This window comes from Geodermatophilus pulveris (genome assembly GCF_900188375.1).
Taxonomy (GTDB): domain Bacteria; phylum Actinomycetota; class Actinomycetes; order Mycobacteriales; family Geodermatophilaceae; genus Geodermatophilus; species Geodermatophilus pulveris.
Map to the genome: position 1 here is coordinate 413,879 of NZ_FZOO01000001.1, position 25,834 is coordinate 439,712.

Annotated in this window: 21 protein-coding genes; 15 read left to right on the forward strand and 6 right to left on the reverse strand. The window is 77.6% G+C overall.

Annotated features, from left to right (window positions below; translation table 11 throughout):
• Positions 1 to 25: 25 nt before the first annotated feature.
• Together CHB98_RS02065 and CHB98_RS02070 are read right to left on the reverse strand one after the other, a co-directional pair.
• The gene (locus CHB98_RS02065) at positions 26 to 1,213 is read right to left on the reverse strand and encodes an outer membrane protein assembly factor BamB family protein (RefSeq protein WP_089303928.1); all 1,188 of its coding nucleotides are present in this window, start codon (positions 1,211 to 1,213) and stop codon (positions 26 to 28) included.
• A 12-nt stretch (positions 1,214 to 1,225) separates the two neighbouring features.
• Positions 1,226 to 2,716, reverse strand: coding sequence for a DEAD/DEAH box helicase (locus CHB98_RS02070; RefSeq protein WP_245820856.1), 1,491 nt, complete (start codon positions 2,714 to 2,716; stop codon positions 1,226 to 1,228).
• Between the two features lie 477 nt (positions 2,717 to 3,193).
• On the opposite strand from CHB98_RS02070, the gene CHB98_RS02075 reads away from it, so the two are divergent.
• On the forward strand, positions 3,194 to 3,844 hold the full coding sequence (locus CHB98_RS02075) for a ferritin-like fold-containing protein (protein WP_089303930.1): 651 nt from the start codon (positions 3,194 to 3,196) through the stop codon (positions 3,842 to 3,844).
• Between the two features lie 268 nt (positions 3,845 to 4,112).
• Here the strand turns inward: CHB98_RS02075 and CHB98_RS02080 are convergent, their stop codons facing one another.
• A complete protein-coding gene (locus CHB98_RS02080; protein WP_012950239.1) occupies positions 4,113 to 4,349 on the reverse strand; it encodes a DUF3107 domain-containing protein in 237 nt (78 codons plus the stop codon).
• Positions 4,350 to 4,497: 148 nt separating this feature from the next.
• Positions 4,498 to 5,154: a TetR/AcrR family transcriptional regulator gene (locus CHB98_RS02085; protein ID WP_089303931.1), complete on the reverse strand. Its 657-nt coding sequence runs from the start codon at positions 5,152 to 5,154 to the stop codon at positions 4,498 to 4,500.
• A 70-nt stretch (positions 5,155 to 5,224) separates the two neighbouring features.
• Here CHB98_RS02085 and CHB98_RS02090 point away from each other — a divergent pair, with 70 nt between their 5' ends.
• The 8 genes from CHB98_RS02090 (at position 5,225) to CHB98_RS02125 (ending at position 16,543) form a co-directional block, all read left to right on the forward strand.
• Positions 5,225 to 6,289: an alpha/beta fold hydrolase gene (locus CHB98_RS02090; protein WP_245820857.1), complete on the forward strand. Its 1,065-nt coding sequence runs from the start codon at positions 5,225 to 5,227 to the stop codon at positions 6,287 to 6,289.
• A 64-nt stretch (positions 6,290 to 6,353) separates the two neighbouring features.
• On the forward strand, positions 6,354 to 7,379 hold the full coding sequence (locus CHB98_RS02095) for a DUF3152 domain-containing protein (RefSeq protein ID WP_245820858.1): 1,026 nt from the start codon (positions 6,354 to 6,356) through the stop codon (positions 7,377 to 7,379).
• A 144-nt stretch (positions 7,380 to 7,523) separates the two neighbouring features.
• A complete protein-coding gene (locus tag CHB98_RS02100; protein ID WP_089303932.1) occupies positions 7,524 to 7,718 on the forward strand; it encodes a hypothetical protein in 195 nt (64 codons plus the stop codon).
• 123 nt (positions 7,719 to 7,841) lie between these two features.
• Complete coding sequence (moeZ, locus tag CHB98_RS02105) at positions 7,842 to 9,002, forward strand: adenylyltransferase/sulfurtransferase MoeZ (protein ID WP_089303933.1); 1,161 nt, start codon at positions 7,842 to 7,844, stop codon at positions 9,000 to 9,002.
• A gap of 124 nt (positions 9,003 to 9,126) precedes the next feature.
• Positions 9,127 to 9,711, forward strand: a complete 585-nt coding sequence (locus tag CHB98_RS02110) for a TIGR03086 family metal-binding protein (RefSeq protein WP_089303934.1) — start codon at positions 9,127 to 9,129, stop codon at positions 9,709 to 9,711.
• A 1-nt stretch (position 9,712) separates the two neighbouring features.
• Positions 9,713 to 10,000, forward strand: coding sequence for an MGMT family protein (locus tag CHB98_RS02115; protein WP_089303935.1), 288 nt, complete (start codon positions 9,713 to 9,715; stop codon positions 9,998 to 10,000).
• 46 nt (positions 10,001 to 10,046) lie between these two features.
• On the forward strand, positions 10,047 to 13,241 hold the full coding sequence (locus tag CHB98_RS02120) for an ATP-dependent helicase (protein ID WP_089303936.1): 3,195 nt from the start codon (positions 10,047 to 10,049) through the stop codon (positions 13,239 to 13,241).
• On the forward strand, positions 13,238 to 16,543 hold the full coding sequence (locus CHB98_RS02125; protein ID WP_089303937.1) for an ATP-dependent helicase: 3,306 nt from the start codon (positions 13,238 to 13,240) through the stop codon (positions 16,541 to 16,543). The genes CHB98_RS02120 and CHB98_RS02125 overlap by 4 nt, the downstream gene beginning before the upstream one ends.
• A 123-nt stretch (positions 16,544 to 16,666) precedes the next feature.
• Here CHB98_RS02125 and CHB98_RS02130 read toward each other — a convergent pair whose 3' ends face one another.
• Entirely contained in the window at positions 16,667 to 17,515 is an 849-nt protein-coding gene (locus CHB98_RS02130) for an alpha/beta fold hydrolase (protein WP_218822212.1), read from the reverse strand.
• 25 nt (positions 17,516 to 17,540) lie between these two features.
• Here CHB98_RS02130 and CHB98_RS02135 point away from each other — a divergent pair, with 25 nt between their 5' ends.
• The 6 genes from CHB98_RS02135 to nudC all read left to right on the forward strand — a co-directional run bounded on the left by CHB98_RS02135 (position 17,541) and on the right by nudC (position 25,179).
• Positions 17,541 to 18,959 (forward strand): M20/M25/M40 family metallo-hydrolase, encoded by a 1,419-nt coding sequence (locus tag CHB98_RS02135; RefSeq protein ID WP_089303939.1) that lies wholly within the window; start codon positions 17,541 to 17,543, stop codon positions 18,957 to 18,959.
• Entirely contained in the window at positions 18,956 to 20,599 is a 1,644-nt protein-coding gene (locus CHB98_RS02140; RefSeq protein WP_089303940.1) for a serine/threonine-protein kinase, read from the forward strand. The genes CHB98_RS02135 and CHB98_RS02140 overlap by 4 nt, the downstream gene beginning before the upstream one ends.
• Before the next feature lie 9 nt (positions 20,600 to 20,608).
• Positions 20,609 to 21,466, forward strand: a complete 858-nt coding sequence (locus CHB98_RS02145) for a DUF2510 domain-containing protein (protein ID WP_089303941.1) — start codon at positions 20,609 to 20,611, stop codon at positions 21,464 to 21,466.
• Between the two features lie 97 nt (positions 21,467 to 21,563).
• Positions 21,564 to 22,874 (forward strand): M16 family metallopeptidase, encoded by a 1,311-nt coding sequence (locus CHB98_RS02150; protein ID WP_089303942.1) that lies wholly within the window; start codon positions 21,564 to 21,566, stop codon positions 22,872 to 22,874.
• Positions 22,871 to 24,214: a M16 family metallopeptidase gene (locus tag CHB98_RS02155; protein ID WP_089303943.1), complete on the forward strand. Its 1,344-nt coding sequence runs from the start codon at positions 22,871 to 22,873 to the stop codon at positions 24,212 to 24,214. Before CHB98_RS02150 ends, CHB98_RS02155 begins: the two co-directional genes overlap by 4 nt.
• Positions 24,211 to 25,179, forward strand: a complete 969-nt coding sequence (gene nudC / locus CHB98_RS02160) for an NAD(+) diphosphatase (RefSeq protein WP_089303944.1) — start codon at positions 24,211 to 24,213, stop codon at positions 25,177 to 25,179. Before CHB98_RS02155 ends, nudC begins: the two co-directional genes overlap by 4 nt.
• Positions 25,180 to 25,219: 40 nt before the next feature.
• Here the strand turns inward: nudC and CHB98_RS02165 are convergent, their stop codons facing one another.
• Complete coding sequence (locus CHB98_RS02165) at positions 25,220 to 25,777, reverse strand: nucleoside/nucleotide kinase family protein (protein ID WP_245820859.1); 558 nt, start codon at positions 25,775 to 25,777, stop codon at positions 25,220 to 25,222.
• Positions 25,778 to 25,834: the final 57 nt, after the last annotated feature.

A 25,834-nucleotide genomic window follows, 5' to 3' on the forward strand; every position in this document is an offset into this window, starting at 1 on the left:
GGCGCCGACGCTGCCGCAGGACACGTCAGGCGTGGGCGAGCACCCGGTCCGGGAACTGCTGGACGACGACCGGGCCGGTCACCGTGACCAGCCCGCCGCCGCCCAGGTCGGGGGCGTCCACGCGCTGCAGCTCCTCACCGGTCGCCAGGTCGCGCAGGACGACGGCGTCGCCCTCGGGCACCGGGACGGGCGTGCCCGCGGGCAGCAGGGCGCGGTCCACCGCACCGGTGGGCAGGCCGGTCGCGGGCGTGCGCCAGGCGACCGCGCCGGTGTCCGCGTCGACGGCCAGGAGCTCGCCGGCGGCCCAGACCAGCGCGGTCGCACCGACCCCGCCCACCAGCGCCTGCGCCGCGTCGGCCACGGGTGCGCCGAGGGGGGCGCCGTCGGCGGCGGCGAGCAGCTGCACGCCGTCGTCGCCGGCGACCACGACCGCCTCCTCGACGCCGGCCAGCGTCGCGCCCGCCGCCACGTCGCGGGTCCACACCTCGGTGCCGTCGTAGCCGTCGAGCAGCCGCAGCCGCGCGCCGTCGGTGCAGCGCTGCAGGACGGCGACACCGGCGCCGCCCACGCCGGCGTCCTCGACGGTGCAGCCCTCGTCGGGCGCGGCCCGCCAGCGGGTGGTGTTGCCCAGCGGGTCGACGGTCAGGACGCCGGTGGGGCTGGCCGCCAGCACCACCCCGTCGGTGGCGGACAGGACCACGTCGGGGCGCAGGTCCAGGTTGCGGGTCCAGGCCCGCACGCCGGTGTCGACCGACAGTGCGACCGCCTCGTCGCAGCGGTCCTCGGTGGCGAAGGCGGCGACGACCCGGCCGCCGGCGAGCGTCCAGTCGCACAGCCGGGCGTTGGCCCGGGTGTATCGCCAGGCCTGCACGCCGGTGCCGACGTCGAGCGCCCGCACGCCGTGCCGGTCGCCGACGACGACGCGGCCGCCGTCCACGGCCGACCGGGCCGCGCCGCCGGTGGCCGTGGTCGCGGCCTCCCAGGAGGCGGAGACGGCACCGGCCGGCGTCCCGCCGGGGACGTCGGCCGGTGCGGCAGTGGTGCTGGTGGTGGCCGCGGCGTCCGAACCCCGCCAGAGCAGGGTGCCGACGACGACCAGCGCGAGCACGGCCGCCGTCCACGCGAGCACCCGCGGCGGCGGCGACTTGCTGGAACGGCTCCGCTCGGCCCCCGTGCAGGGTCCCGCTGCGAGCTTGCGAGCGGTGGGGGGCACGGGGGTCCTCTGTCAGGCGGACTCGGCCGGGCCCCGGCCGGAGCCGCCGCGACGGCGACGGCGGCGCTTGCGGGCCGGCGACCCACCGCCGGTCTCGCCGTCCCCGGACGCCGCCTCCGCGGGGACGTCCGCGGTGGCCACCTCGGCGCCACCGCCACCGCCACCGCCACCGCGGGTGCGGCGGCGCGGACGGCTCTTGGGCGCGCCGGCGGGCTTGTCGTGCTCCTCGCGGGCCGGCCCCCGGCCGCCGCCGCCGCCGGAGCGGGGGCGCTTGCCGGTCTCGCCGAGGTCCTCGACGGTCTCGGCGTCCAGACCCTCGCGGGTCCGCTGCGCGCGCGGCAGCCGACCGGTCGCGCCCTCGGGCACGTCCAGGTCGGAGTAGACCCACGGCGAGGTGGAGTAGGTCTCCGGCGGGTCGGTGAAGTCCAGCTCCAGCGCCTTGTTGATCAGCTGCCAGCGGGGGATGTCGTCCCAGTCCACCAGCGTGACGGCCACGCCCTCGCTGCCGGCGCGGCCGGTGCGGCCGATCCGGTGCAGGTAGGTCTTCTCGTCCTCGGGGCACTGGTAGTTCACGACGTGGCTGACGCCGGTCACGTCGATGCCGCGGGCCGCGACGTCGGTGGCCACCAGGACGTCGACCTTGCCGCTGCGGAAGGCCCGCAGGGCCTGCTCGCGGGCGCCCTGGCCCAGGTCGCCGTGCACGGCGGCCGCGGCGAAGCCGCGGTCGACCAGCTCGTCGGCCACCTTCTGCGCGGTGCGCTTGGTCCGGCAGAACACCATGACCAGGCCGCGGTCGCGGGACTGCAGGACGCGGGAGAGCAGCTCGGGCTTGTCCAGGTTGTGCGCCCGGTAGACGAACTGGGTGGTCTGCGGGACCGTCGAGCCCTCGTCGTTGCCGTGCGCCCGGATGTGCGTGGGCTGGGTCATGAACGACCGGGACAGGGTCACGATGGGGCCGGGCATCGTCGCGGAGAACAGCATCGTCTGCCGCTCGTCCGGGACCATCGCCAGGATCCGCTCGATGTCGGGCAGGAAGCCCAGGTCGAGCATCTCGTCGGCCTCGTCGAGGACCAGCACGCGGACCTTGCCCAGCACCAGGTGGCCCTGTTGGGCGAGGTCCAGCAGCCGGCCCGGGGTGCCGACGACGACCTCGACGCCGGCCTGCAGCGCGGTGACCTGCGGCTCGAAGGCCCGGCCGCCGTAGATGGCCTGCACGCGGATGCCGCGCCGGGCGGCCGCGGTGGACAGGTCGCGGGCCACCTGCACGCACAGCTCACGGGTGGGGACGACGACCAGCGCCTGCGGGACGCCGTCGCCGCCCTCGGCCGGCGGGGCGACGCGCTGCAGCAGCGGGACGCCGAAGCCCAGCGTCTTGCCGGTGCCGGTGCGCGCCTGGCCGATGAGGTCGTTGCCGGCCAGCGCCAGGGGCAGGGTGAGCTCCTGGATGGCGAAGGTGCGGGTGATGCCGGCCTCGGCCAGCGCCGCGACGACATCGGGGTGCACGTCGAAGTCGCTGAACAGCGGGGCGTCGGGCGCGACGGGGGCGCCGCCGAGCTCCTCGACGGACTGCTCCAGCTGCTCGGGGGCCGGGGCGCCGGTCTCGGCGTGCTCCAGCTCGGGGGTGGTCGGGAGGTTCTCGGTGGAGGTCAGTGCTCTCGCCTCTGGTCTGCTCGGGGACCGGCTCCGGGGCGCGATCGCGCCGCTGTCGCACCGGTCCCGGTCGGGTGTCGCGGGATCAGTTCCAGCGCCGACGGAGCCAGCAGGGACCGGGCCGCACCTCGGTGTCGGCCTGGGAGAGCACCCTCAGGGGCGTCGTCTCCGGCGGTCGTCAGCGCACAGATGTACCAGCAGGCCGGAGGGCCCGCCGATTCCCACCATAACCCGCCCACCGGTTAGCCTCCCTGCGCCGCGCTGTCCGGGCCCCCGCCGCCACTCCTCCGGGGCAGTCGCCGAGCGTCCGTCCGACCCCGGGAGCTGCCAGTGGACGCGGTCGCCCCGCGAGCCGTCGTCGACCTGCTGGGCGTGCTGTCCTACGCCGAGCTGACCGCCTTCGACCGGCTGGCCGAGGACGCCCGGCTGGCCCCCACGCTCGCCGGCCGGGCCGCGCTGGCGCGCATGGCGGCCGCGGAGATCGACCACCACGGCCGGCTGACCGCGCGCCTCGCCGAGCTCGGCGCCGACCCCACCGCGGCGATGACGCCGTTCGTGCCCGCGCTCGACGCCTTCCACGAGAGCACCCGGCCGCGCACCTGGCTGGAGGGGCTGGTCAAGGCCTACGTCGGCGACGGCCTGGCCTCGGACTTCTACCGGGAGGTCGCCGGCTTCCTGCCCGACCCGGACCGGGCGCTGGTCCTCGACGTGCTGGCCGACACCGGCCACGCGGACTTCGCCGTCCGGGAGGTGCGCGTCGCCCTCGCGACGGACCGCACGCTGTCCGGCCGGCTGGCGCTCTGGGGACGGCGGCTGGTGGGCGAGGCGATGCGGCAGGCCCAGGCGGTGGTCGCCGAGCGCGACGAGCTGGCCGCGCTGATCGTCGAGGGCACCGGCGACCTGGCCGGCATCGGGCGGCTCGTCGAGCGGATCACCAGCGCGCACACCGAGCGGATGAAGACCCTCGGGTTGAACCCGTGAAGCGGTGCACATCGTCGTCCTACCGGACGACACCGCGGCCCGGTGCCGTCCCCCTGCTGCGCCGAGCGCGTCCGTCGCCCCCGGCGGGGACCCTCCGGGCCCGCCACCGGGCACGCCCCTCGCAGGGCGACTCGCCCCGGCGAGTGGTCCGAGCCCGAGACACACGACGACGGGGCGCCTCCGCCGCAGCGGGGACGCCCCGTCGGGTGGCCCCTCTGCAGGGACCCGCCGCGAGCTCGCGAGCGGTGGGGTGCAGAGGGGTCCGTCGTCAGGCGCCGGCGATGAAGCCCACGCGCCGCTGGTCGGCCTGCGCGATCTCCACGTAGGCGATCCGGTCGACCGGGACGAGCACCCGGCGGCCGCGGTCGTCGACCAGCGTCAGCAGGCCGTCCTTGGTCGCGCCGGACATGGCCTTGGCCACCTCGGCAGCGATCTCGTCGGGGGTCTTGGGGCTGTCGATGACCAGCTCCCGGGGGGAGTGTTGGACACCGATCTTGACTTCCACGGGGGATGCCTCCTCGAGTTGCGGCTGTTCCCCACGCTAGTGCAGCCGCTGAGCCGCCGACCTGCGGTGCAGGTGCGCCGTCAGCGAACGCGGCCCCGCTGCAGGGTCCCGCCGCGAGTCTGCGAGCGGTGGAGGGCCGGGGGGTCCTTCAGCAGCGCGGCGCGCCCTCGCCGCCGGGCTCCAGGCGCGGGAAGCGGGAGATGCCCCGCCAGGCCAGCGAGGTCAGCAGCGACACCGCCTCGTCGCGGGACACGGTGCCCTTGCGGGGCAGCCACCAGCGGGCGCTGGCCTCCGACAGGCCGGTCATCCCCGAGGCCAGCAGCAGCGCCCGCTCCCCGTCCAGTCCGGTGTCGGCGGCGATGACCTCCCCGATCGCCTCCACGCACGCCCGGTGCCCGCGGTCGGCGAGCTCGCGGACGGCGTCGTCGTTGCGCAGGTCGGACTCGAAGACCAGCCGGAAGGCCGCGCCCTCGGCGTTGATGAAGTCGAAGTAGGCGCCGACGGCCCCGTTGACGCGGGTGCGGTTGTCGTCGGTGCCCTCCATCGCCTCGCGCACCCGGTCGGTGAGCAGCGTGACCTGCTCCTCCAGCAGCGCCAGGTACAGCTCCCGCTTGCCGGGGAAGTGCTGGTAGAGCACCGGCTTGCTGACCCCGGCCCGGTCGGCGATCTCGTCCATCGCCGCGGCGTGGAACCCCTGGGCGACGAACACCTCCTGAGCGGCCTGCAGCAGCTGGGCCCGGCGGGCGTCCCGCGGCAGGCGGGACGAGCGGCGGACGGGCGCGGGCGCGGATCGGGGTAGCTGCATGGCGGCGGGGATGTTACCGACCGGTCACCCGGCTGCGCGGCGCCGTCTCCGCCCGGCCTACCGTCGACCGGTGCCCCAGGGTCCCGCCCGCTCCGCGCCCGCGGCCGACCCGCCGACCCGCCCGGCCCGGCTGTCGGCCACCCCGCTGCCGCACGCCGGCACCCTCCCGCCGCCGTGGCCCGGGGAGCAGGTCCCGGTCCGCGGGGGAGCGGTGTTCGTCCGCCGGACGCCGTGGGCCGGTCCCGTGGACGGCGGCGCCGCCGGTGCGCCGCGGGAGCGGGCGCTCTACGTGCACGGGCTCGGGGGCGCCTCGACGAACTGGACCGACCTGGCCGCGCTGCTCGCCGTCCGCGTCGACGGGTGGTCCCTGGACCTGCCGGGCTTCGGGCGCTCGCGGCCGCCGGCGCGCTCCTCCTACTCGGTGCGCGGGCACGTGCGGGCGGTCGTCGACGTCCTGGAGCGGGTGGCCGCCGAGCCCGGGGAGGCCGCCGGGCGCCCGGTGCACCTGCTCGGCAACTCCCTCGGCGGCCTGGTGTCCCTGGCGGTCGCCGCCCGTCGGCCGGACCTGGTGGCCACCCTGACGCTGGTCTCGCCGGCGATGCCGGTGCGCCGCGTGCCGCGCGCCCTCAGCCGCACGCTGCTGCTGCTCCTGCTTCCGGGGGTCCCGGCGCTGGCCGAGCGCCGGCTGTCGGGCGTCACCCCCGAGCAGCAGGTCCGCGGCATGGTGCAGGCCTGCTTCGGGGACCCGCGGCGGGTCCCGCGGGAGCGCCTGGAGCAGGCCCTGGAGGAGGCGCGCGAGCGGGCCGGGCAGCCCTGGGCGACGCGGGCGCTGACCCGCAGCATGCGCGGGCTGATCACCTCCTACCTGCGGGTGGGCCCGGGCAGCGCCTGGCGCCTGGCCCGGTCGCTGCGCCCGCCGACCCTCGTCGTGTGGGGGGACCGCGACCGGCTGGTCGACCCCGCCCTGGCGCCGCGGCTGGCCGCCGCCGTCCCCGGCGCACGGCTGCTCGTCCTCCCGGGGGTGGGGCACGTGGCGATGCTGGAGGCCGCCGAGCCGGTGGCGCGGGCGGTGCTGGCACTGGCCGAGGACGCCGCCGGGGAGCGCGCCGCGGGGGACCCCGCGCGGACCCCCTGACCGGGCCACACGCCGTCCCGTCACGGTCTGCTGCGCAGCCCGTGTGCCGTGAGAGCCTGACGAGGTGAGTCCCGCGGACGCCCCCTCCGGCCGCGGGCCGGACGCGCGGGCGCGCCCGCGGCACCCCGACACCAGCCCCGTGGTCGCCCGGCCGGGCTCCGCCGCACGCCCGCGCGCCGGCCGCCACGCAGTCCCCGGCCGGGGTGCCGCCGGACCGCCCACCGGGGCCCCGCGCGTCGTCGTCACCGCGCGCAAGCGGTCGCGGGGCCGGCGGTCCCGCCGGTTCCTGGCGCGCTGGGGCTGGCGGGCCTACGCCATCCCGCTGCTGGCGGTGGCCACCGTGGTGACGCTCGTGGACCTGGTGCTCAGCGGCACGGGCACGGGCGGCCCTTTCACCGCCTCGCCGGCGCCGTCGGCCGCGTCCGCCGCGCCCCGCCCCCCGGAGCCCGTCGCCGAGCCGGTGGCCGAGCCGTCGGCCCCGCCCGCGGCCCGGGCCGAGGTGGACGCCGCGCCGTCCGGGGCGCCGGAGACCGCCGCGGGCGCCCCGGGCTTCGTCCAGCAGGGCGCCGGCACCGTGACCGTCGTCGACGGGACCTCGCCGGTGTACGGCACCGGGCCGCTCCAGCGCTTCGTCGTGGAGGTCGAGGACGGCATCGAGGTGGACGGGCCGGCGTTCGCCGCCGCGGTCGAGGAGACGCTGGGCGCCCCCCGCTCGTGGGGCAGCGGCGGGCGGATGTCCTTCCAGCGGGTCGGGCGGGCGGAGGCCCAGGCCGGGGACTACGCGTTCAAGGTGACGCTGATCAGCCCCGGGAGCATGGAGCGGTACTGCCCCGGCGTCGGCACCGGCGGCTACACCTCCTGCCGCTACGGCGAGCGCGCCGTGGTCAACCTGGCCCGCTGGGCGACCGCCGTCCCGGACTACGCCGGAGACATCCCGACCTACCGGCAGTACGTGGTCAACCACGAGGTCGGCCACGCCCTCGGCAACGGCCACCGGCCGTGCCCGGGCCCCGGGCAGCCCGCCCCGGTCATGCAGCAGCAGACCCTCGGCCTCGAGGGCTGCACCAAGAACGCCTGGCCCCACCCCTGACGGTCGTCCGGGCGGGTCGACGCACCCGACCGCTCGTCGTCGGGCCCGCCGGCGTCCGCTCCCGGTGCGGCAGGTCGACGGGTCGCCGGACGTCGAGGTCCCGCGCACGCGTCCGGCTGACCGCGCCGGGGTAGGGACTGCGCCATGGACGCAATCTCCTTCGGCAAGGCCGGTCTGCAGGGCTGGCGGGCGAAGCTGGCGGACACGGTGGCCCAGCCGGTCGCCCGGAACTCCGGCCTCTCCGACGACCAGGTGCGGGCCGTCGTCGGCGGGGTGTTCTTCCTGCTGTCGGTCCTCTACGTGGGTCAGACGGTGAAGCGGCTGGCTGCCGGCGGCTGAGGCCCCGCAGCCGAGGCCCCGCAGCTGCCTGCGGCGGCGGGGAATCACGCAGGGGTGCCACGCCGTTCTGGACACGAACGACGGCCCCACCGCGGGCCGAGCCGAGTACTGAGGAGCGCACCCGTGTCCCTGCCACCCCTGGTGGAGCCCGCCGAGGACCTCTCGATCGAGGAGGTCCGCCGCTACAGCCGGCACCTGATCATCCCGGACGTCGGGATGGAGGGTCAGAAGCGGCTGAAGAACGCCAAGGTGCTCGCCGTCGGCGCGGGCGGGCTCGGCTCGCCGGTGCTGATGTACCTGGCCGCGGCCGGCGTCGGCACGCTCGGCATCGTCGAGTTCGACGTCGTCGACGAGTCCAACCTGCAGCGGCAGATCATCCACGGCGCCTCCGACGTCGGCCGCTCCAAGGCGCAGAGCGCGCGGGACTCCATCCGGGAGATCAACCCGCTGATCGACGTCCGGCTGCACGAGACGCGGTTGGACAGCGAGAACGTGCTGGAGATCTTCGCCGACTACGACCTGATCGTCGACGGCACCGACAACTTCGCCACGCGCTACCTGGTCAACGACGCCTGCGTGCTGCTCGGCAAGCCCTACGTCTGGGGCTCGATCTACCGCTTCGACGGCCAGGTCTCGGTCTTCTGGGACGAGCACGGGCCGAACTACCGCGACCTCTACCCGGTGCCGCCGCCGCCCGGCATGGTCCCCTCCTGCGCGGAGGGCGGCGTCCTCGGCGTCCTGTGCGCCACCGTCGGCGCCATCCAGGCCACCGAGGCGGTCAAGCTGATCACCGGCATCGGCGAGACGCTGCTCGGCCGGCTGATGGTCTACGACGCCCTGGAGATGACCTTCCGCACCATCACGGTGCGCAAGGACCCCGAGGGCGAGCCGATCACCGGCCTCATCGACTACGAGACCTTCTGCGGCGTCGTCTCCGACGAGGCCCAGCAGGCCGCCGCGGGCTCGACGATCACCGTCGACGAGCTCAAGGACATGATGGACGCCGGCAAGGACTTCGAGCTCATCGACGTCCGGGAACCCAACGAGTACGAGATCGTCTCCATCCCGGGCGCGACGCTGCTGCCCAAGGACGAGATCCTCTCCGGCCGGGCGCTGGCCCAGCTGCCGCAGGACCGGCCGATCGTGCTGCACTGCAAGACCGGGGTGCGCTCGGCGGAGGCGCTGGCCGCGCTCAAGAACGCCGGCTTCTCCGACGCCGTGCACGTCCAGGGCGGCGTGACCGCCTGGGCCACCCGCATCGACAAGACCCTGCCCACGTACTGAGGAAGGTCCCCCTCGCCCCCCGACCCCCGCTCCGCTCGGGCCGGGGCCCGCGAGGGGGCCGTTCCAGCACGTCCCGAGGGCCCGGTCCGGACGGGCCGGGCCCTCGCGCTGTGTACTGGGTGCCATGGCCGACCTCGCCCCCTCCGAGCTGCTCGAGCTGTTCCAGCGTGCCCAGGCCGCCTTCACCGACCGGGTGGACGCCGTCGAGCCGGGCCAGTGGGACGACGAGGCGCTGCCCGGCTGGACCGTCGCCGACCTCGTCGCCCACCTGGTCGGCGAGGCGCACTGGGTGCCGGGGCTCCTGGCCGGCGAGGCGGTCGACGCCGTCGCCGCCCGGGTGCCCGCGGGCACCGACCCGCTGCTCGCCCCGGACCCGCTGACCGCCTGGGAGGGCGCGGCCGACGAGGCGCTGGCCGCGGTCGCCGCCGCCGACCTGGCCGGCGGCACGGTCCGGCTGTCGCGCGGGCCGACGCCGGCGGCCGTGTACGTCGAGGAGCTGACCGCCGACCTCACCGTGCACTCCTGGGACCTCGCCCGCGCCACCGGCGGTGACACCGAGCTCGACCCGGCGCTGGTCCGCGCCGCGGGGGGCCTGGCCGCCCGGCTGCCCGCCGGCGGCGTCCCCGGTCTGTTCGCGCCGCCGGTCGCCCTGCCCGACGGAGCCTCGCCGCAGGCCCGGCTGCTGGCCCGCTTCGGCCGACGTCCCTGAGGTGGTCGACCCCGCCGACGTCGACGAGGCGGTGTTCGACGTCGTCGAGCGCATCCCGCCCGGGCGGGTGAGCACCTACGGGGCGATCGGGCGGCTGGTCGGCGTCGGACCGCGGCGGGTCGCCCGCGCGCTGTCCTCCGGCGGGGGAGCGGTGCCGTGGCACCGCGTGGTGCGCGCCGACGGCACGCCCGCGGAACCGGTGCGGGTGGAGCAGCTGGCGCTGCTCGCCGCCGAGGCGGTCCCGGTGCGCGACGGCCGGGTGGACCTCGCCGCCGTCGCCTGGCCGTGACCGGCCCCGTCCCGGCGCTGTCGGTGCCCCGTGGTGTCATCGGCGGGTGGCACAGCGGGGGGAGGAGCGGGCACCGGTCTACCGGCTCGTCGCGGGTGCGCCGGCCCCTGCCGCCCGCCCGCGGCTGGACCCCACCCAGCAGGCCGTCGTCGACCACCCCGGTGGCCCGCTGCTGGTGCTCGCCGGGCCGGGCACCGGCAAGACGACGACCATCGTGGAGGCCGTCGCCGCGCGCATCGACCGCGGCGTGGACCCCGAGCAGATCCTCGTCCTGACCTTCAGCCGCAAGGCCGCCGCGGAGCTGCGCACCCGGATCACCGCCCGGGTGGCGCGCACCATCCGCGAGCCGCTGGCCCGCACCTTCCACTCCTACGCCTACGGCGTGCTGCGCCGGGCCGCGCTGCTGCGCGGTGAGCTGCCGCCCCGGCTGCTCACCGCCGCCGAGCAGGACGCCGTCGTCGCCGCCCTGCTGCGCGGTGACCTGGAGGGCGAGGGCGCCGTCCGGTGGCCCGAGGAGCTGGCGCCGGCGCTGGCCACCGACGCCTTCCGCGGGGAGCTGCGCGACCTGCTGCTGCGCGCCACCGAGCGCGGTGTCGGGCCCGGGCAGATGGCGGCCTGGGGCCGGGCGACCGGCCGGGACCACTGGGTGCTCGCCGCGGCGTTCGCCGAGCAGTACGAGGCGGTCACCGCCTTCGCGACCGCCTCCGGCGGTGACGCCTCCGGCTACGACCCCGCCGAGCTGGTCCGCCAGGCCATCGCCGAGCTCGAGGGCGACCCGGAGCTGCTCCGCCAGGAGCGCACCCGGGCCCGCTGGCTGTTCGTCGACGAGTACCAGGACACCGACCCCGCCCAGGTGGAGCTGCTGGAGCTGCTCGCCGGCCGCGGCGGGGACCTGGTCGCCGTCGGCGACCCCGACCAGGCGATCTACGCCTTCCGCGGCGCCGAGCCCCGCGGCATCGCCGAGTTCGCGGACCGGTTCCGGCACGTCGACGGCCGGCCCGCCGGCCGGGTGTCCCTCGGGGTGTGCCGGCGCTCGGGCGCGGAGCTGCTGCGGGTCAGCCGGCGGGTCGCCGAGGGGCTGCCCGGCCCGGCGCAGCACCGACGGCTGCAGCCGGTCGCGGGGGCCGACGACGGCGCCGCCGAGGTGCACGTCTTCGGGTCCGTCGCGGTCGAGGCGGCCCACCTGGCCGACGTGCTGCGCCGCGCCCACCTGCTCGACGGGGTGCCGTGGTCGGAGATGGCCGTGGTCGTCCGGACGACGCTGGCGCTCGGGCCGCTGCGGCGCGCGCTGACCTCCGCCGGCGTCCCGCTGGCGTTCTCCTCCGACGACCTGCCGCTCGCCGCCCAGCCCGCCGTCGCGCCCCTGCTGTCCGCCCTCGACGCGTTGCTGCCCGGCGCCGACGGCTCCCCGGCCGGCCTGGACGAGCCGGCCGCCGAGGCGCTGCTGAGCTCGCCGCTGGGCGGGGCCACGGTGCTCGACCTGCGCCGGCTGCGCCGCGCGGTCCGCATCGCGCTGGCCCGCCAGGGCGTCGACCTCGCGGAGCGGGGCACCCCGCTGGCGGTCGCGGTCACCGACGAGCCGCTGCTGGAGACCCTGCCCGAGCACGTGGCCCGCCCGGCGCGGCGGGTGGCCGGCGTGCTCGCCGCCGGCCGGGTGGCGCTGGCCCGGGACGGCAGCGCCGAGCACGTGCTGTGGGCCATGTGGCAGCGCAGCGGCCTGGCCGTCCGGTGGGCGCGGGCCAGCGCCGCCGGGGGGCCCGCGGGCGCCGTCGCCGACCGCGACCTGGACGCCGTCGTCGCGCTCTTCGACGCCGCCGCCGGCTTCGTCGACCGGCTGCCCTCGGCCGACGTCCGGGCGTTCGTCCAGCACCTGTCCGCCCAGGAGCTGCCCGGCGACACCGGCGCGGCGCGCGCCTCCGCCGGGGACGCCGTGCGGCTGCTCACCGCGCACGCGTCCAAGGGCCTGGAGTGGGACCTCGTCTGCGTGGCCGGGGTACAGGAGGGGGTGTGGCCGGACCTGCGGGAGCGCGCCACGCTGCTGGGCACCGAGGACCTCGTGGAGCTGGCCGCCGGCGTCGACGGCACCGCGGTCGACCGCCGCACGCTCGCGCTGGCCGAGGAGCGGCGGCTGTTCTACGTCGCCTGCACCCGCGCCCGCCGCCGGCTGGTGGTCACCGCCGTCCAGGGGGCGCTCGACGGCGCCGAGGCCGGGGCGACCGCCTCCCGCTTCCTCGACCTCGTCGTCCCCCCGCCGGAGGACGGCCGCCCGCTCACCGAGCTGCCCCGGTCGCTGACGCTGCCCGCGCTGGTCGCCGACCTGCGCCGGGCGCTCAGCGACCCGCACACGCCGCCGGCCCGCCGCTCGGCCGCCGCGGCGGTGCTGCGCCGGCTGGCCGAGGACGGCGTGCCCGGCGCCGCGCCGCGGCACTGGTGGGGGCTGGCCCCGCTGTCGGACGACGCCCCGCTCGTCGGCCCGGACGACCCCGTCCGGGTGCGTCCCTCGGCGATCGAGACCTTCCAGCGCTGCCCGCTCACGTGGGTGCTCGGCGCCGTCGGGGCCGAGGCCTCGCCGGACGCCACCCGCACCGTGGGCTCCGCGGTGCACGCGGTCGCCCAGCAGGTCGCCGAGGGGCTGCCCCCCGCGGAGGCACCGGCCGCGCTGGCCGCCGAGCTCGACCAGCTGGACCTGGGCCCGGGCTGGGCCGACCAGCGGCAGCGGACCACCGCCCAGCAGATGCTCGCGCGCTTCCTGCGCTGGCACGCGGCCGACCGCCGCGAGCTGGTCGCCGCCGAGGAGGACTTCGACGTCGTCGTCGGCCGGGCCCGGCTGCGCGGGCAGGTGGACCGGCTGGAACGCGACGCGGAGGGCCGGCTGGTGGTCGTGGACCTCAAGACCGGCAAGACGGCCGCGAAGGACGTCGACACGCACGGCCAGCTGGCCGCCTACCAGGTCGCCGTCGCGGCGGGGGGCTTCGCGGAGCACGGCACCGTGCCCGGCGGCGCGGCGCTGCTGCAGGTCGGCACCGGCAGCAGCCCCACCTCCGAGGCCCGGGAGCAGACCCAGGAGCCGCTGCCCGCCGACGTGCCGCTGGAGCAGACCCCGGCCGGCGAGCTGGTCGCCGCCGTCGGCGAGGGCATGGGCGGCGCCGCCTTCGAGGTGCGCACCGGCGCGCACTGCCAGCGCTGCCCCGCCCGGCGCAGCTGCCCCCTGCACGAGCGCGGCCGGCAGGTGACCTCGTGAGCCAGCTGTCCCTCGACGACCTCCTCGGCGACATCCCGGATCCGGAGCCGCAGCCGCGGCGGGTGCTCGGCCCGGCCGAGGTGGCCGTGCGCTGCGGGCTGTCGTACGCCCCCTCACCCGAGCAGGCCCGCGTGGTCGAGGCGCCGGCCGACCGGCCGCTGGTGGTCGTCGCCGGGGCCGGCTCCGGCAAGACCGAGACGATGGCCGCGCGGGTCGCGTGGCTGGTGGCCAACCGGGTCGTCGAGCCCGAGGCGGTGCTCGGCCTCACCTTCACCCGCAAGGCCGCCGGCGAGCTGGCCGAGCGCGTCCACCTGCGCCTGCGGGCACTGGCCCGCCACCCGGACACCGGGCGGGAGCTCCGGGACCGGCTGGAGGTGGCCCAGCCGACGGTCGCCACCTACCACGGGTACGCCGCCTCGCTGGTCGCCGAGCACGGCCTGCGGATCGGCGTGGAGCCCGGCGCCGGCGTCCTCGGCCCGGCCATGTGCTGGGGCCAGGCGACCCAGGTGGTGGCCGCCTACACCGGTGACATGGACGACGTCCCGCTGTCGTTGCTCACCACGGTCGAGGACGTGCTGGCCCTGGCCGCCGACATGGGGGAGCACGACGTCACGCCCGCGGCGCTGCGGGCCTGGACGGCGCGGCTCGAGGCGGAGGTGCGCAGCTGTGCCGACGCCCCGAAGAAGCGCGGCCCGTACCGGGACGTGCTCGACGTGCTGGCTCGGCAGCGGGCGCGGGTGGCGCTGCTGCCGCTGGTCGAGGCGTTCCAGGCGCGCAAGCGGGCCATGGGCTCCATCGACCACGCCGACCAGGTGGCCGCGGCGGCACGCATCGCCGTCTCCGCGCCGGAGGTCGGCCGCCGGGAGCGCGCCCGCTGGCGGGTCGTGCTGCTCGACGAGTACCAGGACACCAGCGTCGGCCAGCTGCGCATGCTGGAGGCGCTGTTCGGCCGGGACACCGGGCACCCGGTGCTGGCCGTCGGCGACCCGCGCCAGTCGATCTACGGCTGGCGGGGCGCCTCGGCCGGCACCATCGAGCGCTTCCCGCAGACCTTCCCCGGCGCCCGCGACCGCCCCGCCGAGCGGCTCACCCTGGCGACCAGCTGGCGCAACGACGCCGCCGTGCTCGCCGTGGCCAACGCGGTGTCGGCCGTGCTGCCCGAGCCCGCGGTGCCGCTGCCCGACCTGGCGTCCGCGCCGACCGCCGGGCCGGGGTCGGTGACCGCCGGCCTGTACGAGACGGTCGCCGAGGAGACCGCCGCGCTGGCCGACCGGCTGGCCGCCCTCTGGCACGGCACCGACCCGGCCGTGGCCCGCCGTCCCGGCGACCTCCCGCCGACGGTGGCGGTGCTGGCCCGCACCCGCAAGCAGCTGCCCGGCATCGCCGCCGCCCTGCGCGCCCGCGACGTGCCGGTCGAGGTGGTCGGGCTCGGCGGGCTGCTCGAGGTGCCCGAGGTGTCCGACGTCGTCGCCACGCTCACCGTGTTGGTCGACCCGACCGCCGGCGACGCGCTGGGCCGGCTGCTCACCGGCGCCCGCTGGCGGATCGGGCCGCGCGACCTCGCCGCGCTGGAGTCCCGCGCCCGCGCGCTGGTGCACGCCCGCCGCCCGGCACGCGCCGACGGCGCCCCCGCCGGGCCGCCGTCCGAGCGCGGCAGCATCGTGGAGGCCCTCGACGACCTCGGCGACGCCGACGACTACTACTCGGCCGAGGGCCACCGCCGGCTGCGCCGGCTCGGCCGGGAGCTCGCCGGGCTGCGCGCCCGGCTGGGTGAGCCGCTGCCCGACCTGGTCGACGAGGTGGCCCGCACCCTGGGCCTGGAGACCGAGCTGGCCAGCGCCCCCGACGTCAGCCCGGCCGCCGCCCGCGCGCACCTCGACGCCCTGCACGCCGTGGCCGCGGAGTTCACCGAGCTGGCCGAGCTGCCCTCCCTGCCGGCCTTCCTCGGCTACCTGCGCGACGCCGACGAGCGCGAGCGCGGCCTGGAACCCGGCGAGGTCGCGGTCAACCCTGAGGCGGTGCAGCTGCTCACCGGGCACTCCGCCAAGGGATTGGAGTGGGACGTCGTCGCCGTCCCCGGCCTGACCGTCGGGCAGTTCCCGGCCCGGTCGGGCACCGGCGACTCCTGGGTCAAGGACCCCGGCGCCGTCCCCGCCGAGCTGCGCACCGTCGACCGCGCCGAGCTGCCGCAGTGGCGGCGGCCGGCGCCCGGGTCCGGCGACCAGAAGGTGCTCCAGCAGACGCTGGAGGAGTACACCGCCGAGTGGGTCCGCTTCGGGGAGCACGAGGAGGTGCGGCTGGGCTACGTGGCGGTCACCCGGGCGCGGCACCTGCTGGTCTGCTCCGGCAGCTGGTGGCGCGACGGCAGCACCCGGTACGGCCCGTCGTCCCTGCTGGAGGTGGTGCGGGCGGCGTGCGAGGCGGGCGCCGGCGAGGTCGTGCACTGGACGCCGCCGCCGGAGGACGGCGCGGAGAACCCGGCGCTGGCCGAGTGGCCGGTGGGCGTGTGGCCGGCCGACCCGCTCTCGCCCGGGCGGCGGCGGACGCTGACCGCCGCCGCGGAGCTGGTGGCCGGGGCCGCGGCCCACCCGCTGGACGCCGGCACCCGGCTCGGGGACCCCGACCCGGTGGTCGACCAGTGGGTGCGCGACGCCGACCTGCTGCTGCGCGAGCGGGCGCGGTCGGCCGGCCCGACCGTCGACGTCCCGCTGCCCTCCCACCTGTCGGTGTCGGCGCTGGTGACGCTGCGCCGCGACCCCGCCGAGCTGGCCCGCCGGCTGCGCCGCCCGATGCCGGCCGCGCCCGCGCCGCTGGCCCGCCGCGGCACCGCGTTCCACGCCTGGCTGGAGGAGCGGTTCGGCGCCGCCCGGCTGGTCGACCTCGACGAACTGCCCGGCTCCGGGGACCAGGCCGCCGCCCCCGACAGCGCGCTGGCCGACCTGCAGGCGGCGTTCCTGGCCGGCGAGTGGGCCGACCGGCAGCCGCTGGAGGTCGAGGTGCCCTTCGAGACGCCGCTGGGCCCGCTCACCCTGCGCGGGCGCATCGACGCCGTCTTCGGCGACGGGGACGCCGGCTTCGAGGTGATCGACTGGAAGACCGGCCCGCCGCCGTCCGGCGCGGAGCTGGCCGCGGCCGGGGTGCAGCTGGCCGCCTACCGGCTGGGCTGGTCGCGGCTGACCGGCGTCCCGGTCGAGCGGGTCAGCGCCGGCTTCCACCACGTCGCCGCGGGGGTGACCGTCCGGCCGGTCGACCTGCTCGACGAGGCCGGCCTGCTCGCCCTGGTGACCGGCACGGCGCGGTGAGGGCCGGCGCCGACGTCCGTCGCCGACTGCAGCCGCACCCGTGCGGTCCTCCTCGCGCAGCTGCGGTCGTGCAGCACCGCGAGAGCGGGAGGGAGACCACAGGAGTGGCCGTCCGTCGGCCCGTCAGGTCGACGCCACGCGGTCCAGCACGGCGACGGCCAGCCGGTCGGGTGCCTCCTCCGGGACCCAGTGCGAGACCCCGCCCAGCTCGACGAACCGGTAGTCGCCGGTGACGTACTCGGCGCAGCCCTCGGCGGCGATCCGCCCGATGGCCACGTCGGCGTCGCTCCACACGTAGGTGGTCGGCACCGTCACGTCGTCGACCGGGGTGCCAGAGCTCATCGCGCGGTACCAGTTGAGCGCCGCGGTCAGCGCGCCGGGCGCCGACAGCAGGGCCACGTACTCGTCGACCGCCTCGGCGGGGACGGCCCATCCCGAGTCGCTGCCGAACATGCGCCGCAGCCGGCGCGCGTCGTCGGCCAGCAGCACCTCCTCGGCCCTGCCGGCCTGCCAGAACAGCCGGATGTAGGCCGAGCGCTCCTGCTGCTCGGGGTCCGAGCGCCAGGCCGTGGTGAACGCCGTCGGGTGCGGGACGGAGACGGCGGTCAGCGAGCGGACCCGGTCCATGTGCCAGGCGGCCAGCGCCCAGGCCGCGGTGGCGCCCCAGTCGTGCCCGACCACGTCGGCGACCGGCACGTCCATCGCCGTCATCAGGTCGGCAGTGACCTGGGCCAGGTTGGCCAGCGCGTAGGAGTCGACGTCCAGCGGCCGGGCGCCGGGCGAGTAGCCCAGCTGGTCGACGGCGTAGGTGCGCAGGCCCGCCTGGGCCAGCCGCGGGGTCACCGCGGCCCAGCACGCCGACGACTGCGGGAAGCCGTGCAGCAGCACGACCGGCCGCCCGTCGGCCGGCCCGTCGGCGCGCACGTCGAAGGTGAGGTCGCCGACGTCGACCCGCAGCAGCTCTCCGGACACGCCCGCGACGCTACCGTCGGCGGTCGTGAGCAGCCCGGAACGCGCCTTCGTCACCGCCCACCTCGACGACCTGCACGCCGACCTCGACGCCTGGTTGCGCATCCCGTCGATCTCGGCCGACCCCGCGCACGCGCCCGACGTCGCGGCCAGCGCCCGGTGGCTGGCCGACGCGCTGCGCCGCACCGGGTTCCCGGTCGTGGAGGTGTGGGAGACCGCCGGGGCGCCGGCGGTCTACGCCGAGTGGCCGTCGGCGGACGACGGCGCGCCGGTCGCCCTCGTCTACGGCCACCACGACGTCCAGCCGGTCGACCCGCTGGAGCTGTGGGAGCACCCGCCGTTCGAGCCCACCCGGGTGGAGGGTCCCGACGGGCCGGAGCTGCACGCCCGCGGCGCGATCGACGACAAGGGCAACGTCGCCATGCACCTGCTCGGGATCCGCGCGCACCTGGCCGTCACCGGCCGCGACACCCCCGCCGTCACCGTGAAGCTGCTGGTCGAGGGCGAGGAGGAGTCCGGCTCGCCGCACTTCGCCGCGCTGCTGCGGGAGCGGGCCGACCGGCTGCGCTGCGACGTGGTCGTCGTCAGCGACACCGGGATGGCCGCCCCCGACGTGCCCAGCGCCGTGGTCGCGATGCGCGGGCTGGCCGACGCCGAGATCACCCTGCGCGGGCCGGCCGTCGACCTGCACTCCGGCTCCTTCGGCGGCGGCGTCCCCAACCCGCTGCACGCGATGGCGACCCTGCTCGCGGGCCTGCACGACGCCGACGGTCGGGTGACCCTGCCCGGCTTCTACGACCGGGTGCGCCCGCTCACCGACCGGGAGCGGGAGCTCATGAGCCGGGTGCCCTTCGACGAGGCCGCCTGGCTGGCCGGCCCGGCCGCCTCCCGCGCGGCCACCGGTGAGGCCGGCTTCAGCACGCTCGAGCGGGTCGGCGCCCGGCCCACCGCCGAGGTCAACGGCATGTGGGGCGGCTACACCGGCCCCGGCCACAAGACGATCGTCCCGGCCGCGGCGCACGCCAAGATCACCTTCCGGCTGGTCGCCGACCAGCGGCCGGAGGACGTCGGGCCGATGGTGCGCGCCTGGGTCGCGGCGAACACCCCCGACGGCATCGAGGCCGACGTGCACGTCCCGGCCGGCGGGGTCTCCCCGTGCGCCAGCGACCTGGACTCCCCGGCGATGGCCGCGCTCCTGGCCGCCATCGGGCAGGCCAACGACTGCGCCCCCGCCGACGTGCTGTTCACCCGCGAGGGCGGCAGCGGTCCGGAGGCCGACCTGGTCGACGTCCTCGGCGCACCGCTGGTCTTCCTCGGTGCCGGGCTGCCCACCGACCGGATCCACTCGCCGAACGAGCGGGTGCTGCTGCCGATGCTGCACCGCGGGGCGGAGGCCGCCGCGCACCTGTGGCGCGAGCTGGCCGCCGTCCCCCTGCGCCCGCGGTGAGCGGACCGCCGGGGGAGGCGTGCTTCGGCCCCTACCGCATCCTCGGGGTGCTGGGTCAGGGCGGCATGGGCCAGGTGCTGCGGGCGCACGACGGCGACCACGAGCGGGACGTCGCGCTCAAGGTGCTGCACCCGCACTGGGCCCAGGACGAGGGCTACCGCGACCGCTTCCGCCGCGAGGCCCGCATCGCCGCCCGGCTCACCGAGCCGCACGTCATCCCCATCCACCGGTACGGGGAGATCGACGGCCAGCTCTTCCTCGACATGCGGCTGGTCGACGGCGAGGGCCTGGACTCGCTGCTGCGGCGCGCCGGCCCGCTGGACCCCGCCCGCGCCGTCGACCTGGTCGGCCAGGTCGCCCGCGCGCTGGACGCCGCCCACGCCGACGGCCTGGTGCACCGGGACGTCAAGCCGTCCAACGTGCTGCTGGTGGCCCGCGCCGACCGGCGTGACCTCGCCGGCTCGGTCGCCGGGGAGGACTTCGCCTACCTGGCCGACTTCGGCATCGCCCGCGGCGCCGGGGACGGACCCGGCCCCGCGCTGACCGCCGCCGGCACCGCGGTCGGCAGCACCGAGTACATGGCCCCCGAGCGCTTCGGGCCCACGCCACCGGACGCCCGGGCCGACGTCTACTCCCTGGCCTGCCTGCTGTTCGAGCTGGTGACCGGGCGGCGCCCGTTCGTCCCGCCCGACCCGGCCCGGCTGATGGCGGCGCACTTGCACGAGCAGCCGCCCAGCCCGTCGTCCCTGCGCCCGGGCCTGCCCCCCGCGCTGGACGACGTCGTGCTGCGCGGCCTGGCCAAGGACCCCGCCGACCGGTGGCAGCGCGCCGGTGACCTGGCCGCCGCCGCGCGGTCCGCGCCGGCCGTCACCGGGGGAGCACCACCGGCAGCAGGCGCCGTCACCGCGGTGGCACCGGCCGCGGGGGCCGGCGGCCGCCCGGTCACCCGCCAGGTGCCGGTCCCGGCCCCACCGCCGGCCACCCTCGTCGGCCCGGTGGCCGGGACGCCGGCCCCGGTGCGCCGCCGGCGCGGGTGGCTGCCCTGGCTGGTCGCCGCCGCCGCGGCCCTGGTGGCGGTCGTCCTGGCCGGCGCCCTCGTGGCCACCGGCCAGCGCACCGGCGCCGGTGTCGGCGGCGGTGCCGGGGACGACGCCGCGGACGGTGCGGTGGACCCCCCCGGGGTGGCCGAGCGGCTGCTCGCCGTCGGCCTGCCCGAGGAGGTGGACCCGGACGACTGCACGGCCGGCGCGCCCACCGGCACGGAGCTGCACCGCCTGGAGTGCCCCGCCGGCGACCGGGACGACCGCGGCGCCCCGGCCGCCACCTACGCCGTGTACGCCGGCGACGGCGCCGCCACCGGCCTCGCCGGGTTCATCGAGTCCGAGGGCCTGTCCCGCCGGAACTCCGAGTACGAGTGCGGGTACGGCGAGGACCCGGAGGGCTGGGTGCAGCTGACCGGGTCCGACGAGGACCCGGTGGGCCGGCTGGTCTGCGCGGTCGACGCCGAGGGGGACGCGCAGCTGCGCTGGACCTGGGACGACCTGGGCACCCTCGCCGTCGCGGAGGTGCGCGGCGGCGGTGAGGACGCGCTGCCCGAGCTCGTCTCGTGGTGGGACCGGGCCGCCGACCGGCGGACCTAGGGTGGCGCCGTGAGTGGGCAGTCGAGCGCGCCGGCGGGCTGGTACCCCGACCCGGACGGGGCGCCGGCGACGCTGCGCTGGTGGGACGGCGCCGGCTGGTCGGACGTGACCAGCTCCGCGGGTCCCGGCGTGGCGGTGCAGGCGCCGGCCCCCGGCCCGCCGACCGGGACGCAGCCGCCCGCCCCGGGCCCGCCGCGGTCGGGGCGCACCCCCTGGGTGGTCGGCCTGTCGGTCCTCGGGCTGGTCCTGGTCGTGCTCGTCGGGTTCCTCGTCGGCCGGCCGTCCACCGGCTCCGACCGCGACGAGGCGGGCGCCGCGGCGTCGTCCCCCACCGGACCGGCGTTCCCGCCCGGCACGGTGCGGATCGTCGACGAGGCCGCCGGGATCGCCTACCCCCACCTCGGCGAGGGCTGGTTCGAGTACGACCTCGACGACGTCGCCGAGACCACCTCCACCGCCGGGCAGTACCTGGTCACCCAGGAGGTCACCCCGGACGGCGGGCCGTTCATCGCCCAGTGCACCTCCGGTCCGCTGGCCCCGGCGTTCGGCTGGTCCGGCCCGGACAGCCTGCGGTCGACCCTCGCGCAGGTCGCCACCACCGTGCGGCTGGACTACTACCCGCTGCCCAACGAGGTGGAGGTCCGGCGCGACGAGGCCCGCACGGTCGACGGCGCCCCGGCGCACCTGGTCGAGTTCGACCTGTCCTGGGACGTCGAGGGCTTCCAGGCCACCGGCGAGCGGGCCGCGCTGCTGCTCGTCGACGTCGGCCGGCCGGCCCCGGCGCTGCTGTACGTCTCGGTGCCCAACACCCACGCCGAGCTCTACGGCGTCGTCGACCGGGTGATCGAGGCCGTCGAGGTGCTGTGAGGAGCGGACTCCGGAAGCCACCGAGGTCCTCACGGGCACGTGGCCGCGGTGCGGTCCGGTGGGACCGCGATGTCGACGCGCGGTTAGGGTCGGGTCCGTGACTGCAACTGGTGCCGACCTCACCCTCCGGCACCCGGTGGAGCGCTTCCGGCTGGAGAACGGGCTGCGCGTCGTGCTGGCGCCCGACCGCAGCGTCCCGGTGGTCGCCGTGACCGTCTCCTACGACGTCGGGATGCGCAACGAGCCCGAGGGCCGCACCGGTTTCGCCCACCTCTTCGAGCACCTGATGTTCCAGGGCTCGGCGAACGTCCCGAAGATGGAGCACGCCCGCCTGGTCCAGGCCGCGGGCGGCACCTTCAACGGCTCGACCCACCAGGACTACACCAATTACTACGAGGCACTGCCTGCCGAGGCCCTCGAGCGCGCCCTGTTCCTCGAGGCCGACCGGATGGCCGCGCCGGCCATCACCGAGGAGAACCTCCGCAACCAGATCGACGTGGTGAAGGAGGAGATCCGGGTCAACGTGCTCAACCGCCCCTACGGGGCCTTCCCCTGGCTGCAGCTGCCGCAGATCGCCTTCGACGGCTTCGCCAACACCCACGACGGCTACGGCTCCTTCGTCGACCTGGAGTCCTCGACGGTCGACGACGCCGCGGACTTCTTCCACCGCCACTACGCGCCGGGCAACGCCGTCCTGTGCCTGGGCGGCGACCTGGACGTCGACGAGGCCGAGCGGCTGGTGCGCCGGTGGTTCGACCCGGTCCCCGCCCGCGAGGTGCCGCCGACGCCGCCCACCGGCGAGCCCTCGCCGACGTCGGTGCGCTCCGGCGTGGTCGAGGACCGGCTGGCCCCCGCGCCCGCGGTCGCCCTCGGCTGGCGCGTCCCCGACCCGGTCGGCGACCTCGACGGCTACCTGGGCACGGTGCTGCTCGCCGAGCTGCTCAGCGAGGGCGACGCCTCCCGGCTGGAGCGCCGGCTGGTGCACGACGACCAGCTCGCCATCGCGCAGAGCAGCTACGTCGGCCTGTTCGGCGACCCCTTCGACGTCCGGGACGCCACCCTGCTCACCACCCAGGTCCACCACCCCACGTCCGTCCCCGTCGAGAAGGTCGTCGCCGCAGTGCACGAGGAGGTCGGCCGGATCGCCGCCGAGGGCGTCGGTCCCGACGAGCTGGCCCGCGTACAGGCCCGCACCGAGGCCCAGCTGCTGCGCCAGGCCGACTCGGTGCTGGGCCGCACGCTGGGCTTCGCCACCGCCGAGCTGGTCCACGGCCGCGCCGAGCTGGCCGGCGAGCTCGCCGCCCGGCTGGCCGCCGTCCGCCCCGAGCAGGTGCAGGTCGCCGCCCGGGGCCTGGACCCCGGCACCGTCGCGGTCCTGGAGCTGCGCGCCACGGGGGGACGTCGGTGAGCGCCCCCGTGCTCGTCCCGCCGCTGGGCGAGCCCCGGCCCCAGCCCGAGCTGGCCGTGACCGAGGAGACCCTCCCCAGCGGGCTGCGCCTGGTCGTCGTCCCGCGGCCGGGCGTGCCGCTGGTGGAGCTGCGGCTGCGGGTCCCCTTCGCCGCGCCCACCGCGCGCGCCGCCGGCCAGCACACCGCCCGCGCCGCGGTGCTCTCCGGCGCCGTCCTGCTGGGCACCGGCCGGCACGACGCCCCTGGCATCGCCGAGGCCCTGCAGGCCCACGGCGGCGAGCTGTCGGTGTCCACCGACCCCGACCGGCTGCTGTTCGCGACCACGCTGCTCGCCGACGGCCTGGCGCCGGTGCTCGGCGTCGTGGCCGAGGTGCTCACCGACGCCACCTACCCCGCCGGCCAGGTGGAGGCCGAGCGGGCCCGGGTCGCCGAGCGGATCGCCATCGCCCGCTCCCAGCCCGGCGTCATCGCCCGCACCGCGCTGGCGTCCCGCCGCTACGGCGCCCACCCCTACGCCGAGCAGCTGCCCGAGGTGGACACGGTGGCCGCGGTGCGCAGCCAGGCGCTGCGCAAGCTGCACCGGGAGCGGGTGCTGCCCGCCGGCAGCACCCTGGTGCTGGTCGGCGACCTCGACCCGGCCGCCGCCGTCGACGCCGTCGGCAGCGCGCTGGGCGGGTGGGCCGGTGAGGGGACGGCGGTCGCCGCGCCGCCGGTGTCGCTGACCGCGCCCGGTGCGCTGCAGGTCGTCGACCGCCCCGGCGCGGTGCAGTCCAACCTGCGCCTCGGCGGACCCGCCCCCATGCGCACCGACCCCGACCTGCCCGCCGTCCGGCTGGCCAACATGGTCTACGGCGGCTACTTCTCCTCGCGGCTGGTGGAGAACATCCGCGAGCGGCGCGGCTACAGCTACAGCCCGCGCAGCTCGGTCGACCACCTGGCCGCCGCGTCGTCCTTCCTGGTGGAGGCCGACGTCGCCACCGAGGTCACCGGGCCGGCGTTCCTGGAGGCGTGGTACGAGCTGGGCCGCATCGCCCTCGCGCCGGTGACCGCCGACGAGCTGGACGCTGCCCGGCGCTACGTGCTGGGCAGCATGGCGTTGTCCACCGCCACCCACGCCGGGCTGGCCAGCACCCTGTCGGCCCTCGCCGGCTCCGGCCTGCCGCCGCAGTGGCTGGCCGAGCACCAGCAGGCGCTGGCCCGGGTCACCGTCGAGGAGGTCCAGGACGCCGCCCGCCGGTTCCTGCAGCCGGCCGGGCTGACCGCCGTCGTCGTGGGCGACGCGGACCGGGTCACCGAGGACCTGCAGACCTTCGGGCCGGTCGAGGTCGTCCGGGCGTGACCGTCCCGGACGGGGGCAGCACCCCGGCGGACAACCCGCCGCCGTCCGGCGACGGCGTCACCTGGCCCGTCAGCAGCCCGTCGCCGGCCGGGACGGTGCCGGTGCTGTCGCGGTCCGCGCACGACCGCAGCCACCTGGCCCGCGCCCTGCCCGACCCGACCGGCGGACGCCCCGTGCAGGTGCTCACCGTCGACCCGCGGCGCACCGTGCCGGTCGAGGAGACCGACGCCGGGCCGCGGCTGCTGTGGGAGCGGCGCGACGGCCTGCCCGAGGGCGCGGTCTACCTCGGCGAGGCCGGCGGCGTCCCCTTCGCCGCGGTCCGCGGTGACCGGCGCACCGCCGTCGGCGGCCGGCCGGTGGACGCCTGGGCCGGCCTGCGCGACCTGGGGGCCGACCTCGACGACCTGGATGCCGGCCTGCTCGCCGAGGCGATCGCCATGGTCGAGTGGCACGAGCGCAACCGGTACAGCCCGCTGTCCGGCGCGCGGACGACGGTCGAGCGGGCCGGCTGGGTGCAGCGGGACCCGGAGACCGGGGCGGAGCTGTTCCCCCGCACCGACCCGGCGGTGATCATGCTGGTCCACGACGGCGGCGACCGCTGCGTGCTGGGCCGCCAGGCGGTGTGGCCGCCGGGGCGCTTCTCCATCCTGGCCGGCTTCGTCGAGCCGGGTGAGTCCGCGGAGGGCGCGGTGGCCCGGGAGGTGGCCGAGGAGGTCGGGCTGCGGGTCACCGACATCCGCTACGTCGGCAGCCAGCCGTGGCCGTTCCCGCAGTCGCTGATGCTCGGCTACACCGCCCGCGCCGAGGGGGATCCCACGCTGCGGCTGGACCCCACCGAGATCGAGGAGGCGCGCTGGTTCAGCCGGGACGAGCTGCGCTCCGGCGCGGGCCCGGCGGCGCTGCCCCCGGCGGTGTCGATCGCCCGGCACATCATCGACCGCTGGCTGGAGGACGGGCTCGGCTGAGCCCCCGCCAGGTGCCTCCCGCGCGCGGGAGGCACCCTGCTCACGCGAGGCGGCCCTGCAGGACGAGGGCTGGGTGGTCGGGGGAGTCGGCCAGCACCACGGCGTCGGCCAGGGACGCCGGGTCCACCTCGTCGTCGTAGCGGTCGAAGGCCGGCAGCTCCCAAGCCTGCTCGGCCGGGGTGCGCCGCCGGCGGGCGGCGGGCGTCACGCGCAGGTGGACGACGACGTCGAAGGCCAGCCCCACGCCCTGCAGCAACGCGCCCGGGACGAGCAGCACCCCGCCCGCCGGCATCGGCCGGGGCGGGACGCGGGCGGCCCGGTCGCGCACGACGTCCCACAGCACCGGCAGGTACTCGCCGGAGCCGCCGGGGCCCAGCGGACCGAGCACCTCGCGGGCCAGGGCACCGGAGTCGAGCCAGTCGGTGTACCGGGCGTCGGGGTCGGTCCGGCCGCGTTCGAGGCGCAGGGACGCCGGGCGCAGGAAGCCGCCGGCGGGGACGACGGCGGCCGGGCGGCCCAGCGGCGGCAGCCGGTCGGCGACCGCGGCCGCGAGGTGGTCGGGGCGGGCGACGTCGGGGCCGTCGACGGCCACCCTCACCGCGCGAGCCCCGGGCTCGGGGGCGGTGCCGGCCAGGACGGCGGCCAGCCGGTCGGC